Source organism: Roseofilum sp. SBFL (assembly GCF_017746885.1).
GTDB lineage: Bacteria > Cyanobacteriota > Cyanobacteriia > Cyanobacteriales > Desertifilaceae > Roseofilum.
Genome location: NZ_JAGHZH010000058.1, coordinates 1 through 15,867, shown reverse-complemented (window position 1 = coordinate 15,867; position 15,867 = coordinate 1). Strand labels below are relative to the sequence as shown.

The 15,867-nt window shown below is 43.3% G+C and carries 20 protein-coding genes; 14 read left to right on the top strand and 6 right to left on the bottom strand.

Annotated features, from left to right (window positions below; all coding sequences use genetic code 11):
* The first annotated feature begins 54 nt into the window (after window positions 1-54).
* The 5 genes from lipA to J7545_RS06740 all read left to right on the top strand — a co-directional run bounded on the left by lipA (window position 55) and on the right by J7545_RS06740 (window position 5,023).
* The gene (lipA, locus tag J7545_RS06760) at window positions 55-924 is read left to right on the top strand and encodes a lipoyl synthase (RefSeq protein ID WP_318698376.1); all 870 of its coding nucleotides are present in this window, start codon (window positions 55-57) and stop codon (window positions 922-924) included.
* 245 nt (window positions 925-1,169) lie between these two features.
* Window positions 1,170-2,207 carry an ABC transporter substrate-binding protein gene (locus J7545_RS06755; protein ID WP_318698377.1) on the top strand — a complete coding sequence of 346 codons (1,038 nt, stop codon included), beginning with the start codon at window positions 1,170-1,172 and terminating at the stop codon, window positions 2,205-2,207.
* A gap of 14 nt (window positions 2,208-2,221) precedes the next feature.
* Window positions 2,222-2,983, top strand: a complete 762-nt coding sequence (locus tag J7545_RS06750; protein WP_318698378.1) for an ABC transporter ATP-binding protein — start codon at window positions 2,222-2,224, stop codon at window positions 2,981-2,983.
* A 3-nt stretch (window positions 2,984-2,986) separates the two neighbouring features.
* Window positions 2,987-3,787 (top strand): ABC transporter permease, encoded by an 801-nt coding sequence (locus J7545_RS06745; RefSeq protein WP_318698379.1) that lies wholly within the window; start codon window positions 2,987-2,989, stop codon window positions 3,785-3,787.
* A 393-nt stretch (window positions 3,788-4,180) separates the two neighbouring features.
* Window positions 4,181-5,023, top strand: a complete 843-nt coding sequence (locus J7545_RS06740) for a hypothetical protein (RefSeq protein ID WP_318698380.1) — start codon at window positions 4,181-4,183, stop codon at window positions 5,021-5,023.
* Window positions 5,024-5,034: 11 nt separating this feature from the next.
* Here the strand turns inward: J7545_RS06740 and ispF are convergent, their stop codons facing one another.
* Together ispF and J7545_RS06730 are read right to left on the bottom strand one after the other, a co-directional pair.
* On the bottom strand, window positions 5,035-5,514 hold the full coding sequence (gene ispF, locus J7545_RS06735) for a 2-C-methyl-D-erythritol 2,4-cyclodiphosphate synthase (RefSeq protein WP_318698381.1): 480 nt from the start codon (window positions 5,512-5,514) through the stop codon (window positions 5,035-5,037).
* Between the two features lie 63 nt (window positions 5,515-5,577).
* Window positions 5,578-5,781 carry a hypothetical protein gene (locus tag J7545_RS06730; RefSeq protein WP_318698382.1) on the bottom strand — a complete coding sequence of 68 codons (204 nt, stop codon included), beginning with the start codon at window positions 5,779-5,781 and terminating at the stop codon, window positions 5,578-5,580.
* Window positions 5,782-6,143: 362 nt separating this feature from the next.
* Between J7545_RS06730 and J7545_RS06725 the strand changes: the two genes are divergently transcribed.
* On the top strand, window positions 6,144-7,214 hold the full coding sequence (locus tag J7545_RS06725; protein WP_318698383.1) for an SGNH/GDSL hydrolase family protein: 1,071 nt from the start codon (window positions 6,144-6,146) through the stop codon (window positions 7,212-7,214).
* Window positions 7,215-7,442: 228 nt separating this feature from the next.
* On the opposite strand, the gene J7545_RS06720 is transcribed toward J7545_RS06725, so the two are convergent.
* Window positions 7,443-8,807: an NB-ARC domain-containing protein gene (locus tag J7545_RS06720; RefSeq protein ID WP_318698384.1), complete on the bottom strand. Its 1,365-nt coding sequence runs from the start codon at window positions 8,805-8,807 to the stop codon at window positions 7,443-7,445.
* Between the two features lie 235 nt (window positions 8,808-9,042).
* Between J7545_RS06720 and J7545_RS06715 the strand changes: the two genes are divergently transcribed.
* From J7545_RS06715 to J7545_RS06700, 4 genes are all read left to right on the top strand, one after another.
* A complete protein-coding gene (locus J7545_RS06715) occupies window positions 9,043-9,453 on the top strand; it encodes a hypothetical protein (protein WP_318698385.1) in 411 nt (136 codons plus the stop codon).
* 7 nt (window positions 9,454-9,460) lie between these two features.
* Window positions 9,461-9,847, top strand: coding sequence for a hypothetical protein (locus J7545_RS06710; protein ID WP_318698386.1), 387 nt, complete (start codon window positions 9,461-9,463; stop codon window positions 9,845-9,847).
* Window positions 9,848-9,875: 28 nt separating this feature from the next.
* Window positions 9,876-10,112, top strand: coding sequence for a hypothetical protein (locus J7545_RS06705; protein WP_318698387.1), 237 nt, complete (start codon window positions 9,876-9,878; stop codon window positions 10,110-10,112).
* A gap of 78 nt (window positions 10,113-10,190) precedes the next feature.
* Window positions 10,191-11,012, top strand: a complete 822-nt coding sequence (locus J7545_RS06700) for an ATP-binding protein (RefSeq protein WP_318698388.1) — start codon at window positions 10,191-10,193, stop codon at window positions 11,010-11,012.
* A gap of 196 nt (window positions 11,013-11,208) precedes the next feature.
* Here the strand turns inward: J7545_RS06700 and J7545_RS06695 are convergent, their stop codons facing one another.
* On the bottom strand, window positions 11,209-11,583 hold the full coding sequence (locus J7545_RS06695; protein WP_318698389.1) for a type II toxin-antitoxin system VapC family toxin: 375 nt from the start codon (window positions 11,581-11,583) through the stop codon (window positions 11,209-11,211).
* The gene (locus J7545_RS06690; protein WP_318698390.1) at window positions 11,577-11,789 is read right to left on the bottom strand and encodes a hypothetical protein; all 213 of its coding nucleotides are present in this window, start codon (window positions 11,787-11,789) and stop codon (window positions 11,577-11,579) included. Before J7545_RS06690 ends, J7545_RS06695 begins: the two co-directional genes overlap by 7 nt.
* A gap of 165 nt (window positions 11,790-11,954) precedes the next feature.
* Here J7545_RS06690 and J7545_RS06685 point away from each other — a divergent pair, with 165 nt between their 5' ends.
* From J7545_RS06685 to frr, 3 genes are all read left to right on the top strand, one after another.
* Window positions 11,955-12,509, top strand: coding sequence for a redoxin domain-containing protein (locus J7545_RS06685; RefSeq protein ID WP_318719324.1), 555 nt, complete (start codon window positions 11,955-11,957; stop codon window positions 12,507-12,509).
* A gap of 110 nt (window positions 12,510-12,619) precedes the next feature.
* Entirely contained in the window at window positions 12,620-13,348 is a 729-nt protein-coding gene (gene pyrH, locus J7545_RS06680; RefSeq protein WP_271941792.1) for a UMP kinase, read from the top strand.
* On the top strand, window positions 13,335-13,883 hold the full coding sequence (frr, locus tag J7545_RS06675) for a ribosome recycling factor (protein ID WP_318698392.1): 549 nt from the start codon (window positions 13,335-13,337) through the stop codon (window positions 13,881-13,883). Before pyrH ends, frr begins: the two co-directional genes overlap by 14 nt.
* A gap of 35 nt (window positions 13,884-13,918) precedes the next feature.
* On the opposite strand, the gene J7545_RS06670 is transcribed toward frr, so the two are convergent.
* Window positions 13,919-14,107 (bottom strand): hypothetical protein, encoded by a 189-nt coding sequence (locus J7545_RS06670; protein WP_318698393.1) that lies wholly within the window; start codon window positions 14,105-14,107, stop codon window positions 13,919-13,921.
* A 272-nt stretch (window positions 14,108-14,379) separates the two neighbouring features.
* Between J7545_RS06670 and J7545_RS06665 the strand changes: the two genes are divergently transcribed.
* Entirely contained in the window at window positions 14,380-15,498 is a 1,119-nt protein-coding gene (locus tag J7545_RS06665) for a geranylgeranyl reductase family protein (RefSeq protein WP_318698394.1), read from the top strand.
* Window positions 15,499-15,867 lie beyond the last annotated feature (369 nt).

Genomic DNA, 15,867 nt, shown 5'->3' with positions numbered 1-15,867 from the left:
GCTAAATCTTGTTAGGATAAAGTACAGTAACTCAACACAGGATAACAGAGTACGGTGACGGTTAAACCAGATTGGCTCAGGGTTAAAGCTCCCCAATGGCAGCGAGTGGGTGACGTGAAAACGACCCTCCGTGATTTAGGCTTAAATACAGTTTGTGAAGAAGCATCTTGTCCCAATATCGGTGAATGTTTCAACGCGGGTACAGCAACTTTTCTAATTATGGGGCCCGCTTGTACGAGAGCTTGTCCCTATTGTGATATTGATTTTGAGAAAAAGCCCCAACCTCTCGATCCCACTGAACCACAACGGTTAGGGGAAGCGGTGCAACGGATGGGACTCAACCATGTAGTGATTACTTCCGTCAATCGGGATGACTTACCTGATGGAGGAGCCAGTCAATTTGTCCGTTGTATTGAGGCTGTCCGTACCTTGATGCCCCAAACCACGATTGAAGTATTAATTCCGGATCTCTGTGGCAATTGGCAGGCTCTAGAGACAATTTTAAGCGGCCAACCCGAAGTTCTCAACCATAATACAGAAACGGTTCCCCGGTTGTATCGGCGAGTGCGCCCCCAAGGAGAGTATCAGCGTTCTCTAGAGGTCTTAAGGCGATCGCGACAATTATCCCCTACAATCTACACTAAATCAGGGATCATGGTGGGATTAGGAGAAACTGATGAAGAAGTCCGCCAAGTGATGACCGAATTACGCGAGGTAGATTGTGATATCCTCACCATCGGTCAATATCTGCAACCGACTCCCAAACATTATCCTCTAAACCGCTTTGTAACTCCCGAAGAATTTGAAGCTTGGCGTGTCTTCGGAGACTCATTAGGCTTTCTGCAAGTTGTCTCTTCTCCCCTCACCCGCAGTTCCTACCATGCCGAACAAGTACAAGACCTGATGAAGCAAGCGCCAAGATAGAATATCTTGGGCTGTTATGGACGTGATATGCCATAACAGCGCTTTTCGATGTAACCCTTAAATTTCTGGGGAAACCACCCAGAAAACTGTAAATCAATAGATGATAAACAGCCGCTAGATCGAGTTTCGATCTGGCTTTTAATCCCAATATTCCGAACGACAAAATTTAGCATAGGGCAACTTGAGTAAGTATTGAGGCTAAATAAAAACCAGAAAAATTTGTACCCATCATTGAGGTTTGCTATATGACTCAAATCCCCCCTATCTCCCGTCGCCAGTTTCTACACCTCAGTTCTTTTGGATTAGGCGGTGGTTTACTCTCGGTTAACTCCCCTCGTACCCAAAAAATCAATTCGTTAGACTCGATAAAATTTGCCCTCAGTTGGAAAGCCGAAGCCGAATATGGGGGATTTTATCAAGCGCTTGCCACGGGAATTTATCAAAAGCATGGCTTAGATGTAACCATCCGCCCCGTTAATCCCCAAACCAATAGCACCCAGCTCATCCTTGGAGGCGCGCTAGAGTTCAACATGGGAAATTCTCTCAATATTTTCAAAGCCATAGAACAGAACATTCCCTTGGTTACCGTTGCCTCAATGTTTCAGAAAAATATTCAAGTGCTGTTAACCCATCCAGGAGTCGGCAATGAATCCCTAGCTGACTTAACAGGAAAACCCATTTTTATTTCATCTGGGGCGCGGTTTACCTATTGGCCAGTTCTCAAACAAAACTATGGATTTTCCGATAATCAAATTCGTCCCTATAATTCTAATGTCACTCCGTTTTTGGTCGATGAAACGTCGGCACAACAGGGGATTTTAACTTCTGAACCCTACACGATTGAACAAAAAGGAGGGTTTAAGCCGATTGTGCATCTGTTAGCAGATGCGGGTTATAATCCCTATTCTTTTACAATTACGACGACTCACAATTTAGTCAATGATAATCCAGATTTAGTTCACCGATTTGTTGATGCGTCGATTCGGGGCTGGTATAGTTATTTGGACGATCCAAAACCAGGAAATCGGTTGATTAAACGAGAGAATCCAGAAATGACGGATGATTTCCTCGATTATAGTTTTAGGAAGCTCAAAGAGTATGATATCATTATTTCTGGAGAATCGAAAACGTTGGGCATTGGCGCAATGACTGATAAGCGATGGAACGCTTTTTTTCAATCAACAGTTTATTTAGGTATGGTCGATTTAAGGGTAGATTATCATCAAGCATATACCCTTAAATTTGTGAATAAGGGAGTTGACTATTATCTAAAATCGTTCTAAATAATGATAGATTTATGGAGACTAAAAAACCGATCGCTACTCTAGAGAAGGTTAGCAAGCGTTTTGATAACCAGAATCTGGCGATCGCCGATCTCAACCTAAACCTCTACCCCTCAGAGATTCTCAGCCTCGTCGGACCGTCAGGATGTGGTAAGAGTACCCTGCTGCGCCTCATTTCTGGCTTAACTTCCCTGAGTTCCGGCACTTTGTACTGGCAGAAGCCTCCACAGAATAACCAACTCGCATTTGTGTTTCAAGACGCAGCATTAATGCCTTGGGCAACCGTGTGGCAGAATGTCTTCTTACCCCTAAAATTGGGCGGTGTGCCCCAGAAAAAAGCCCAGGAGAAGATTCAAGAAGCTCTGGAATTGGTGCAGTTAAATCAAGTTTCTCAATCCTATCCCCGGCAACTGTCTGGAGGGATGAAAATGCGGGTTTCTATAGCTAGAGCGCTGGTGAATAATCCCCAAGTATTATTAATGGATGAACCGTTTGGAGCCTTAGATGATATTACCCGCACTCAATTAAATGATGAACTATTAAATTTGTGGAGCCAAAAACGCTGGACAATTGTGTTTGTCACTCATAATATCTATGAAGCAGTTTATTTATCCCATCGAGTGGTGGTGATGGGAACAGCTCCCGGACGCATCATTGCCGAAATTCCGATTCACGAACCCTATCCCCGCGGTTCGAGTTTTCGGGGAGCGATCGCCTATACTGAGTATTACCAACAAGTCGCTACCGCCCTATCTGAAGCCATCACACCTCATTAGATTATGCCAGAATTGCGCCGTTTGTTTTCCCTAGAAACCCTAGCTCCTCTTGTTCTCGGAATACTGCTACTCTCGGTTTGGGAAATCTCTGTATCCCTAACCCATACCCCGAGCTACATTCTACCGGGCCCAATTCTGATTCTCAAAACCTTAATTCAAGATCGATCGATCCTCTTGCCTGCGATGCTCGTTACCTTAAAAATTACGATTGTTGCTTTTCTCGTGGCGATGGTTTCTGGACTATTCCTAGCAATGATTATGGCACAGAGTAAGTGGATTGAAAAAAGCTTGTATCCCTACGCAATTATACTGCAAACGATTCCCATGGCGGCGATCGCTCCCCTGATCGTCATTTGGATGCGTAATAACACCTTTGCTGCCCTAGTCATCTGCGCTTGGATTATCGCCTTTTTTCCCATCGTTTCTAACACTACCTTTGGTCTCAATAGCCTCGATCCTAACCTTAAAGACCTCTTCAAACTTTATCAAGCATCCCGATGGCAAACCCTATTGTATCTCAGACTACCCAGTGCGTTACCCTATTTTTTTGCTGGATTACGCATTAGTGGTGGATTAGCCTTAATTGGCGCTGTAGTTGCCGAAATCGTTGCCGGTACAGGTGGCATGAATTCAGGATTAGCCTATCAAATCCTCTTAGCCAGTTATAACCTACAAATTCCTCGTATGTTTGCTGCATTATTACTGATCGGTATCTTGGGAATTCTAATTTTTATCTTCTTAAATCGTTTATCAAGCCAGATCTTAGGCAAGTGGCATGACAGTTCAACCCCCTTAGACCCCTAAACTCAGTATTTACAGCGCTTTGCGCTGTTATGAGGGACAGTGTTGAATCCTCAAAGCTATGTACCAAAAGCCTATTCCCTATTCCCTATTCCCTATTCCCTAGCGCAAAGCGCTATATCCTTAAAAACTCTTAAGAAAAAATAAAAAATCCGGGAAAACACTGGATCTCGATCCGGAAAACTGCCAGAGTAACGGGCAACCATGGAAGGATGTGTAAAACAGGAATCTCGTGAGATGAGACAAGCTTGCTTAATGGGTTAAGGGATCAACAGAAAATTCACGAACACATCATAATAAGGTGATTAATATCAGGAAAAGTACGGAATAATAGGGTAGATACCTCTAGCTTTATATAAAGCTATGTTCCTTAGCCAGAAGTTTCACGGAATCATCATGAATCAACGTCATCTGTCCATTGGATTAGGATCTTCCCTGAGTTTGAGTCTGATGCTTACAGTATTGACTGCCATTGGTTCTGAACCATCCCATGCTGCCACCTTAAGTGGCCAGAAATGGGATGGTTCATCGACTAGTTTGACCTGGAATGAAAGCCATGCGGTAACTGGAGGGTCGATAGTATCTGGAAGTCTGAACTCTTTTGGCACAAGCTTGAATGGACTTTTAGGCAGCAGTCAAACGGTGGGGGCAATTCTCGGAAAAGAACCTGGAACTTTTGTCGATTTAGGACAAGACGGAAATGTTGGTATTATTGAGTTAGATTGGGGGGGAAATCTCCTAGCCAATGAAGATGGCAACGACCTAGTCGTCTATGAAAATGGTGGTGTTGGAGCGCCAGAAGCCTTTGCGGTTTCTGTTCGTAAAGCTGGAGAAACGGATTTTAGCGAATATCTCTACCAGTTTAGTGACCACTTCTCTGCAACGTATCAAGTCTTCGCCACCGTATTTGATTTAAGTTCCTTTGGGTTAGGCGCAGGAGATACCATTGATGCCATTCGTATTCGCAACCTTGCTCCCAATGATTTAGTGAGTGGGAGTGATGGTCAAGGATTTCTTGGAGGTAGCTATACCGCTTTCACCCATGCTGGAGGTAGTGGTTTCGATATCAATACTAAACTTGATGCTGATATTACTTATGTGGCGGGTCTCAATGATGTCTTTGCTCCACTCCCACCATCTGAACAGCCTTCGGATGTTCCCGAACCTTCTGCCATTCTGGATTTAGTGGGTGTAGGATTGTTGGGTTTAGGAACTCGCTTAAGAGCGCGTAAGCGTTAGTTTGCTAATGGTTATATCTTTTCCAGAAGGGTAACCGCATAGGCGGCTATCCCTTCTTCGCGACCAACTGGGCCGAGTTTCTCGTTGGTGGTGGCTTTAATGCTAATTCGATCGCGTGGTAGGTTTAAGATGTTGGAGAGGCGATCGCTCATTTCCGATAAATGAGGTTTCAATTTCGGGCGCTCGGCCACCACTACAGAATCAATATTCACCACGCGCCAACCTCGCTCAAGTAGTAAGCCATTAACCTGACCCAGTAATATGAGGCTATCCGCGCCTTTCCATTGGGGGTCGCTGGGGGGAAAATAATGGCCAATATCTCCTAAGCTTAAAGCTCCGAGCATGGCATCCATAATGGCATGAGTCAGTACATCGGCATCACTATGGCCGACTAACCCAAGTTCATGAGGAATGTTTACCCCTGCTAAAATCAAGGGGCGGTTTGGGCCAAGTTGATGGATATCGTAACCATTACCGATCCGAATGTTCATGGCAGTGGGGAATGTGATGAGCGCCAGTTATTTGCTTGGATCATACCCCAAATTCAGACCGCTCTAGTTAGCAATCCTCAGCCATCCACGACGAGTAGCATAGATTAAGCGATCGATTGCCGAGCGTTCCTCTTCACTAATCGAGTGTTGTAGCAATACGGATTGCAGTTGTTTGCGATTGTCAGAGGTTAATTCCCCTGTATGGCAAACCTGAAACACCAGTTCGGCGATATTGAAACCAGAAGATATGGTAGTAGGTTGAAACATGATCGTATTAAAACTGAGATTTTAATCAAAAGAGCTGGAATCTTGGCCACTGGCGATTCAGACTTGTAAACCTTAAATTGTTTGACTTTCTCGCCAGATCCGAATATATAAAACCAAAGTAATCGAAAAAAAAACTTGCTTCTGTGAGAGGACTCCAGAGTTATTGTGATATGCATCACGCAGAGAAACTCTTCTCGACAGAATTTTGCTTGACAAAAAATGAAAAATGTGATATTAAGCCCACTTTTTATCCTAAATAAAGGTCTGGGAATTATTGATGAAGCACCCCAATACCATACTCAGAAGACAATAGGGTAAACTGAGTCTTAGTTTTATGTAATTTTAGGTTCTTTTATACTACTATGCCCCACCTCAAGACCTTTCAGCAGTTTTTGAAACAATTCTTGATTATCACGGTCATTTCTTTTATCTTTACTGAGATTGGATTTCGAGTTTATAATCATATCAATCCTAGTTTTATATTTTATGACAAATCTTATGGTCGCTTTCGTGGAAAACCTTTTTCTAAACACTATGATTTCACCTTGAATTCCCAAGGTTATAAAGATTTGGAATTTGAGGAACAAAAAGCAGAAGGTATATACAGAATTGTCGGGATAGGAGACTCTTTTGCTTTTGGTGTTGTCCCCTATGAGGAAAACTATTATACGCTAGTTGAAGAGCAACTGCAAGCACAAAATCAATCGGTAGAACTTTATAATTTTGGCATTCCCAACCTCAATCCTAAAGATTATCTAGCGGTATTGGTGAATGAGGGATTAAATTACAATCCTGATATGATTATTGTGTCCTTTTTTATGGGCAATGATTTCTTAGATAGCCAAGATCAAAATCTATCTCAACCCCTCTACACGTATTCCTATGTCGTCTCATTTTTTAAATTCATCTGGGAGATCCAAAAAAGTTATGAAGGAGAGTGGGAACTCCCGGAAAATATAGTTTATGACGATAACATGAAAGTTTTCAGTGATGAGAATTATCTGGGAATGGAGATGCGACGCAGTCAAATTTTTATCAAAGACAACCCTAAATTTAGTCAAACATTTGACTACGCGATGGAATTTATTGATCGAATTAATGAGATAGCCAAACAGCGAAATATAGAACTTTTAGTGGTCATAATTCCGGATGAAGTTCAAGTGAATATGGAGTTACAAAATCAAGTTGTTATGGGGATGAATATGCAGCCAGAAGAACTGGATTTTTCCTTGCCAAATCGGTTGCTTGACGAAAGACTATCATCCCTGAACATTAATTCTCTAGACTTGTTAGAACCTTTCCAACAGGCATCCGAAACAACTCGCCTATATCGACCCAATGATAGCCATTGGAATATTGCGGGAAATAGATTAGCTGCTACAGAAATTGCTCAAACGATTTCATCTAAGTTATCTGAGTTTTTGCAAGATTAGCTACCTCGATATGTGCCATGAGATGCAGTTACAAGATCCATTCAATGATCCTATCTGATGTTCTAATTAATATAGTCATATTGCTCACAGCACCATGAGTTATTACTGCTGCAAGTGTGAAAATATGAAAGGAGCGATCGGGTCATACCATTTCTTTATGAAACTGCGATTAATGGCAGGCTTAAAGGGAAATGGTATAAACTCTCGCACTATAGCCATCCCCGATCATCAGTATTGATTTTTGACATATTCCTTGATGACTGGCTCAAGGGTGAAGCTAGAAGTATGATTGCGATCGCCTGTTGCTTTTTCGATCGCACACCGTCTTTGCAGAGATTTGAGAGCCTGCCAAAAGTCTTGCTGCGAGAAGGGAAGCTCTTCTGGCTTTTTGGTCATCTCTACAGCCTCGTCTTGAGCTGCCAACCAAGAGAGAGTTAATTGTTCTGAGTCGGACAGTCGTTGATAATGCGATCGCAAAATCGGTTCTAAATCTCCTAAAAATACGGTTGGGCAAGATAAGAGTTTAGCGACATTACCGTTAAATAATTCCACTAGGGTGGCGGCAACGAGCTTTAACCAGGAGGGGTTGCCACTGTAGCGTTCGATCAGTTCCAACCAGCGATCGCGATCGTTCAACTCCCTAGACTGCAATATTTCCTCTGCCGACGCACCTAAACCCTTGAGCTGTAAGCTGCGACAGTTCTCCACTTCTAGAGCGGCAAAGTCTATCGGTTTTTCTTGGCTCAGGAGTAGGAGGCAACTTTGATGGGGAAAAGTTGCGAGTTGTTTGAGGAATTTGCCGTAGTTTTCGTACTCCGAGCGGTAAGTCCCCGCGAGTTCTCCAGGGATAAACACTTCTTCCATATCATCAAGGACGATCAGGCTGGGATGCGATCGCAGATAATCTAGGAGAGGTCGTTCTGTGGGGGTTTGGCCTTCAGAGAAGAACTCAATTATATTGGTTTGTAGGGATGAGAGGCTGAGAAATTGACCGTGACTGCGCCAGAGGATGCGATCGAATGTCTCTTTAGTTTGTTCGACGAGTTCCAATGCTAGAGCGGTTTTGCCGATACCTGGTAACCCCGTGACGATCGCAATTGGGGTATGGTCTTCGAGTATCCATTGTTTAAGAGTCGTGAGTTCTGCGGTGCGGTTTTTGAGGCGATCGTACTTAGGAGCGTCTATTAAATTGTAGAGTTTTTTGGGGCTAACGCTGTCTGGGTTCGCCGTAGTTCGGTTTTTTGTCACTTCCGTAGAATGTAAACCCTCCCCACAGACGGATATTATGTTGGACCAATGACTTTGTATGAACTTACCATAATTGAAAATATTAGAAATTTGGTATCGCTCCATTGCAGCACGAAAGTTTGATTGCCCAATTTTTTCTCCCAATTCCTCAGATATTAACTTCCACAATTCCCCAGCTACCTTCCTCACATGATCGTAATCCCGATTGCAGGCTTCGGCAATTTCTGGGTACTTTTTTCCATTCCAAGTGCCTTCCAAGATAGCTTTTTGCAAAGAGTAAAGATGCTGTCCCGTTTTGGCAAATACCAGGGCATCCGTCAATTGTAAGACTTCTTGAATATCCATCTTATGAGAGCGGGCTATATTTTTGTAAACTATACTACATTAACACAGGATTTTCCCTTTTTACCACAAAATCCTCCTTTTTGCCCTGAAAGAGGATAAAAAAAGTTTTTTCCAATTCCCCTCAAAACCCTCTTAACTCTGGTTGTCGCTAGAAAAATCAGATGACAAGATCATAGTTATGAGGCAAGTTTAATAAAAACTCGTCACTTACGAGATCCTCCAGAGGAATGATGTAATGGTTTTGAACTGGTTTTTTAAAGACACTTCATCGGGAGATCACAATATAACTCCCAATGAAGCAAAGCGAAAGTCTCAGAAGTCTAGTGCCGAAGCGATCCTTTCCCAATTAAGCGAGTGGTTACAAGACTTACGCAAAACACAAGAAGTCATACCACTTCTGACATATGAAGATGCAATTCAGTATTTTATTACCGATCGACCATCCGATTCAAGAATAGAAAAGGGGGCTATTTTGCGTCAACCTCATCCCCAAGGTCAATTCTTGGCACAGATGTTTTTGGATAGCAGCAATCAGATTCTTTATTGTTCTGATGGAAAACCGTATGGTCGTAAGCTAGTGGTCAAAACGCTGGATCGAGAACTTGAGGATACTTTTGGTACGAAAGATTTAATCATTGTGGAGTAATCAGAAAATGGTAGAGCCAATCACAACTTTCTTAATCGGTAAATGGATTATAAGTCATCTAGGTATTCACGCAGCAAGTGCGGCAACAGTAACTGCTGTAGGAGCGGGAGCTGTTGTTGCTGCTGCTGCCACCGTTGTTTATATCAGTTACCTAACTTTCTCAGCCCTTATCAATTGGTTTCAGAAAGATGAAGTTGCATCTGTAGCGACCCAGGAGCAGAATGTAGCGGCTAGTTTCAAAGAAAAGCTTGATTCTGGTGAAAATGTTCTTGTACAAGGTGTTTTCAACAAGAATACAGGTCATGTTGTCAAAAGTAGGATGATTAGGTATGACAGACTTGACTCGAAAACACAAGATCTTCACAGTGGTGGTCGGATGCCTATCTACAATTAGAATCGCAAAACGCTTATAGATTTAAACAATGAATGTATCTCGCGATCTTTCCATCGAAGGCATTCCTGATACTGTGCCCGAATCTATAGCTGCTGTTTGTCGTTCCAGGCTTTTGAGTGCTGTCAATAAACTAATCGATCAAACAGATCTGGACAATATTCAGATAGCTATCGGCACAGATTCAGGATTTTTGAGTACCTCTCAAAAAAACAATTCCCAAAATGAACAAGAGGAAGCGACCCAAAAACAACGCGATCCTGATTGATCACCAGAAGAGCGTGCCAAAAGGTATGAAGCTCAACAACCCTTATTTACTTTCGAGCAGTTAGTCATCCCTCAAAAAGTGGAAGAAGACCTACTCTTAGCTGTTGACTTAATTCGCTTAGAGTCCAAAGTGTTCGATAACTGGGGCTTAAGGAAAATAGAACCTTTTCCCCGCACGGCACTTAATTTTCACGGCAAACCGGGAACGGGTAAAACTTTAGCTGCACACGCTATATCTTCTAAAATTAACCGCCAGATTTTAGTTGCCAGCTATGCTCAAATTGAAAGCATGTATCATGGGGAAGGGCCAAAAAACGTTGAGGCAATTTTTCTAGCAGCAGAACAACAAAATGCTTTGTTATTCATCGATGAGGCTGACTCCTTGCTTTCCAAGCGACTGACTAACGTCACTCAAGGGTCAGAACAAGCAATCAATTCGATGCGTAGTCAGTTGCTCATTTGCTTAGAGCAATTTCGCGGGGTGGTTCTGTTTTCCACAAATCTTGTAGAAAACTATGACAAAGCATTTGAGACGCGGGTGAGGAACATCAATTTCCCGATGCCAGATGAAATTTGTCGCCGCGAGATTTGGACAAGACATCTTGTCGAAGAACTGCCTATAGCGTTTGACAAAGATACTTCTCTGGAAAAACTGGCTAAAATTGAAGATGTTTGCGGTCGAGACATCAAGAATGCTGTTATTGATGCAGCGATGAGAGTAGCACGTCATGAAAGAGACAAGGTTGAACTTGACGATTTGCTTAAGTCCATCGAAGCTATTAAAGCAGCAAGAGTTAATGTGACTCGCGATCTTGAGGAATTAAGTCCAGAAGAAAAAGAGAGAGTACAACAAAAAGTGAAAAATGCTATAGCGAAGAAAAACCAGGAAAATGAAGCATAGAGATGCTATGACCAAGCTGAATAACTGCAAATAGCGATCGCTTCTTATTTGGCAATATTTTAAGCCCAACTCACTGTAATAGTTAGATTGGGCTTCTTTCGTTCATTGGAGAACCCAGGATATTACATCAGTTGAGCGGCATCAATTCCCCGTTTCTGAAGACGATCGCCTCGTTTATGACTAAAAGATACTCTCATCAAGACATCGATACTGACTCACTATGAATCTCTGTCAGACTCCTCAGTTTCAGATCGTTTGTCAACAAATTTGCATTTAGGCTCTTTGCCGTTGCCGCAACTATAGCATCGGGCAGCTTTAACCTGTGTTTTTTTCGGAATGAAATTCCTAATTCTTTAATATTATTTGTGAGTCCAACTACTGTGATTTTATCTAAAAAATCTCTAACGATAAGTTCTTCACTTTTACTGATTGTTGGATAAGATAGAAGTTCGATCTCCGTAATTACAGACACCAAATATTTTCCCATAGGTAAGGGGTCTCTTAAACGATTGCCTAAGTAATACAATACTACATTAGTATCTAACAAAATTAACAGTTCTACCACTACCATTCGCCCCTGATTTCCTTCTGGTATTCTAAAGGGTCTTTTCCCAATTGAATTGCACCAGCATATTTGGCTATATCGAAATCTTCTTTGCCCGACCATTCAGCATTCTCTAATAGCTTCTCAATTTTTTGCCAGTCTTGATAATCGATTAACACGGCAACCGGGCGCATTGCCTCGTCGGTGACAATTTGTTTGTTTACCGCTAACATAGATCTTTACCTTAATCTAGATTATTTTTAAATAGCATACCATATCATAATTTTCCAAGTAAGTCTATATTGGAGATCCTCCATTTAGTCTCACGACTATCTGGTTTACAGAGGATACGGTTTCTTGTTAACTTGTTTGAATAGTTATTTATACAGGTTTTGAGCATGGTGGTCATGGAAGACATGGGAACTCCCATCGGTAGCTATGCGCCAGATTTTGAAGTACCAGGTGTGGATGATCGGGTGCATCATCTGGCTCGCTATATGGAAAAATATCAGGTGATTGGCGTACTATTTATGGGTAACCAATGCCCGTATGTTATCGAGCTTCTTGAGGCTTTGAAGCAACTTCAGCAAGAAAGAGAATCTCAAGGGATGACCTTGGTGGGGATGAATGCCAATCAGGGTTCCAAGAATTCAGGGGAAAATTTTGAGCAAATGAAAGTCTTTGCTCAAGACCATCAGCTTAATTTTCCCTATCTACGGGATGTGACTCAAGATGTGGCCAAAAGTTTTGGGGCAACCCAGACTCCAGAAATGTTTCTGCTCAATCATGAGGGGAAATTATGTTATCGCCGGGGGATGACTCAAGAGCAGAGCGCAGTAAAGCAGTGGATTGAAGATATCCGTGGGGCGATCGCCCAAGTGTTACAAGGAGAACCGGTAACCTATTCCATTCCCGAATCCTTAGTTGGTACTCCCATTCAATGGCGCTCCTGAGCCAAATTCTAGACCCTGAAAAAACTCTTCGGGAAGATTGTCAACATCTGCTATCTTAGGTGAGAGCAATTTGTATTCAATCATCGATCTGGAGATTACAGAGTCTAGGCATGGGGACAGGTTATCAGCGCATATTACTCAAACTTAGTGGTGAGGCCTTAATGGGAAGCCTGGCCTATGGCATTGATCCCGCGATCGTGCATAATATTGCCGAACAAGTGGCAGAAGTTGTATCGAGTGGCATACAAATCGCCATTGTCGTTGGTGGAGGAAATATTTTTCGGGGTGTGAAAGGGGCAGCCGCTGGGATGGAGCGGGCAACAGCCGACTATATTGGTATGATTGCCACGGTGATGAATGCCATGACCTTACAAGATGCCCTAGAACAAATGGATGTCCCGACTCGGGTTCAAACGGCGATCGCCATGCAGGAAGTGGCAGAACCCTATATCCGTCGTCGAGCCATGCGTCATTTAGAAAAGGGACGGGTGGTCATTTTTGGTGCAGGTTCGGGCAATCCGTTCTTTACCACCGATACTACGGCTGCTTTAAGGGCAGCCGAAATTAATGCCGAGGTGATTTTTAAGGCGACGAAGGTCGATGGTGTCTATGATAGCGACCCCAAAACTAATCCAGAAGCTAAACGCTATGAGAGCTTAACTTATCAGCATGTTTTGGCTCACGAATTGCAAGTGATGGATAGTACGGCGATCGCTTTGTGTAAAGATAATGATATTCCCATTTTGGTCTTTGACCTGTCGGTGAAAGGCAATATTCGTCGCGCCGTCATGGGAGAGTCAGTTGGAACAGTTGTAGGAGGTTCCTGTGCAATTAAGTGATATTGAAGAGTTAATGCAGAAGGCCGTTGAGTCTACTCGCCATTCTTTTAATACCATTCGGACTGGACGGGCTAATAGTTCGCTTCTAGACCGAGTGATGGTTGAATATTATGGTACGCCGACTCCTCTAAAATCTCTGGCGAATATTAGTACCCCGGATTCGAGTACCCTTATGATTCAACCCTACGATAAAGGATCGTTAAATGTGATTGAAAAAGCGATTTCTCTATCGGATCTAGGATTAACCCCTAATAATGATGGTCAATGCGTGCGATTGAATATTCCTCAATTAACTGAAGAACGCCGTAAAGAGTTGGTCAAACAAGTGGCCAAGTTAGCAGAAGAAGGCCGAGTTTCTGTGCGCAATAATCGTCGTCAAGGAATTGATGATACTCGCAAGAAAGAGAAAAATGGTGACATTACTGAGGATGAATCTCGGAATTTACAAGATGAGATTCAAAAGCTAACAGACAAATATATTAAGAAAATTGACGATCTGTTGGCTGACAAAGAGAAAGATATTACCAAAGTCTAAGATTGCGGTCTCTTTTCCCCCGCTTGCCTACCCGGTTAAGCGGGAACAACTAAGTTCAACGCTGACTTGGCTTGGCTTGGACGCACAATATAAGCAACATGCATGGGATAGCCATAGGTCGAATAGATCAAATCAATAAGCTTGAGTGCTGTTTCCCGATGGCGATAGGTTTTGAGTAGGGTTTGATTTCCATTGGCATATTCAAGGCAAACATCCCAAGTCATAATCCTTTTCTCCTTTGATATTCCGTAAGACTACGATAGCCTTTATGAAATTTTGATGAAGTCGTCGTTTGTTCTTATATTAATCTCTGATTGTTGATTTTGAGTTCAGTGATACTACTTATTTGTTGAGGGAAATAAAAAAATCTGAAAAATCAAGGAAAATGTTGAGAAAAGGGCGAAAAAACTCCAGCAGAACTTGCCGGAATACAACCCGAAAAACTGGTTAATGAGTGTTATTGTACAGTTGTCAAAATCTGGAAGAAAGTTATCCTATGTTTGATTGCATGATTGTTGGAGCAGGGCCGGCTGGGGCAACAGCGGCTTATCATTTAGCCAAACGGGGCCGTTCTGTGGCGATCGTAGAACAAGCAGCTCTTCCTCGGTATAAACCCTGTGGTGGGGGAGTGTCTCCAGCGATCGCCGAATATTTTGACTTTGATCTCGACCCTGTCATTAGCTTGAAGGTGAACCAACTACGCTACACCTGGCAACTCGACGATCCGGTGAACGTCAAGCTACAAGAAAAACAGATGTTCATCGTGCGCCGGGATAGCTTCGATGAGTTTCTGGTCAAACAGGCTCAAAATCAAGGAGCAGTTCTTAAGGATGACACCCCAGTAACGGGAATTGAGTGGAAAAGCGATCGCTGGGAGCTAAAAACTGCCAAAGGAGCGATCGAAGGCCGCTATCTGATCGCTGCTGATGGAGCCAAAGGACCGATGGCTAAATGGCTTAAAGTCAAACAGGGTAAAGAAAAACGGGCAGGCATTTTACACATCTCTGGGCTAACCCTTGAGGAAACCCCTCCCCTACACTTTGATTTTGGCAGCCTCAAAAATGGATTTATTTGGAACTTCCCCCAAAACGATGGCTATGCAATCAGCGCCACTGCGTTCCAGGGAGGAGATGCTAAAAAGCTCCAAGAGACTCTAGAGAGCTATACCCAATCGAGTGGCATTGCCCAAGGGGGAACGGTTCAATATCACGAGCATTCTGTGCGCTTGTGGGATGGCGATCGCCCCTTGCACACTCAAAACGCCCTCGTGGCTGGAGAAGCCGCCCAAATTGTCGATCCCCTCTCTGGAGAAGGCATCCGTCCCTCCATTTTTAGCGGAGTCCAAGCAGCAGAGGCGATCGATCAGGCGATCGGTGGCAATGGTAACGCCCTAGAAACCTATACCCAAACCCTTTCCGAACAATGGGGCGCAGACATGAAATGGGCTGCTCGTATTAGTGGTGTATTTTATAAATTCCCCAAAGTCAGTTATCGGGTAGGCGTTAAACAACCAGCCGCTAGTAGAATCATGAGTAAAATCCTCTGTGGACAACTCAGCTATGCAGAAGTAGCGGGAGCCGCCATTAAACAACTCGGCAGCGGACTATTCAAATAGTCCTTCGTGCAGGTAATGGCAATCGTTATCAGTTAAGTCTCTGTCAAGGGGGAGGCACTCTACTGTTAGAGTGCCTATTACCTACGACGAACCCCTATATCGCGTGAATAACACCGATCGCTTCCCAATCAGAACCGCCCGAGGCGATCGGCTGTGTCGTCGGCCAAGAGTCATAAATCCGGTCTCCGGTAGCATCCAAAAAGCTGCCCGTCCCAGGAATATCGATCAGGCCTCAAGGGGTGACAAGGTAGTTCAAAGGTCGCTATAGCGACCTTTTTCGGTAGTATTTTGCTGAAAACCTCAACTCAATGGTCGCGATCGCATAACTATAGCATCAGGTTAGAGGGTTACTTGCCCAAAAAATCGCTA

What these genes read in the sequence shown, in the direction of transcription:
- pyrH (WP_271941792.1), top strand. Translation starts at nt 12,620, where the DNA reads ATGGGGACAGGTTATCAGCGCATATTACTCAAACTTAGTGGTGAGGCC.
- J7545_RS06755 (WP_318698377.1), top strand. Translation starts at nt 1,170, where the DNA reads ATGACTCAAATCCCCCCTATCTCCCGTCGCCAGTTTCTACACCTCAGT.
- J7545_RS06665 (WP_318698394.1), top strand. Translation starts at nt 14,380, where the DNA reads ATGTTTGATTGCATGATTGTTGGAGCAGGGCCGGCTGGGGCAACAGCG.
- ispF (WP_318698381.1), bottom strand. Translation starts at nt 5,514, where the DNA reads ATGAACATTCGGATCGGTAATGGTTACGATATCCATCAACTTGGCCCA.
- J7545_RS06725 (WP_318698383.1), top strand. Translation starts at nt 6,144, where the DNA reads ATGCCCCACCTCAAGACCTTTCAGCAGTTTTTGAAACAATTCTTGATT.
- J7545_RS06685 (WP_318719324.1), top strand. Translation starts at nt 11,955, where the DNA reads ATGGTGGTCATGGAAGACATGGGAACTCCCATCGGTAGCTATGCGCCA.
- J7545_RS06720 (WP_318698384.1), bottom strand. Translation starts at nt 8,807, where the DNA reads ATGGATATTCAAGAAGTCTTACAATTGACGGATGCCCTGGTATTTGCC.
- J7545_RS06740 (WP_318698380.1), top strand. Translation starts at nt 4,181, where the DNA reads ATGAATCAACGTCATCTGTCCATTGGATTAGGATCTTCCCTGAGTTTG.
- J7545_RS06715 (WP_318698385.1), top strand. Translation starts at nt 9,043, where the DNA reads ATGGTTTTGAACTGGTTTTTTAAAGACACTTCATCGGGAGATCACAAT.
- J7545_RS06705 (WP_318698387.1), top strand. Translation starts at nt 9,876, where the DNA reads ATGAATGTATCTCGCGATCTTTCCATCGAAGGCATTCCTGATACTGTG.
- J7545_RS06750 (WP_318698378.1), top strand. Translation starts at nt 2,222, where the DNA reads ATGGAGACTAAAAAACCGATCGCTACTCTAGAGAAGGTTAGCAAGCGT.
- J7545_RS06695 (WP_318698389.1), bottom strand. Translation starts at nt 11,583, where the DNA reads ATGGTAGTGGTAGAACTGTTAATTTTGTTAGATACTAATGTAGTATTG.
- J7545_RS06730 (WP_318698382.1), bottom strand. Translation starts at nt 5,781, where the DNA reads ATGTTTCAACCTACTACCATATCTTCTGGTTTCAATATCGCCGAACTG.
- J7545_RS06745 (WP_318698379.1), top strand. Translation starts at nt 2,987, where the DNA reads ATGCCAGAATTGCGCCGTTTGTTTTCCCTAGAAACCCTAGCTCCTCTT.
- J7545_RS06710 (WP_318698386.1), top strand. Translation starts at nt 9,461, where the DNA reads ATGGTAGAGCCAATCACAACTTTCTTAATCGGTAAATGGATTATAAGT.
- J7545_RS06690 (WP_318698390.1), bottom strand. Translation starts at nt 11,789, where the DNA reads ATGTTAGCGGTAAACAAACAAATTGTCACCGACGAGGCAATGCGCCCG.
- J7545_RS06670 (WP_318698393.1), bottom strand. Translation starts at nt 14,107, where the DNA reads ATGACTTGGGATGTTTGCCTTGAATATGCCAATGGAAATCAAACCCTA.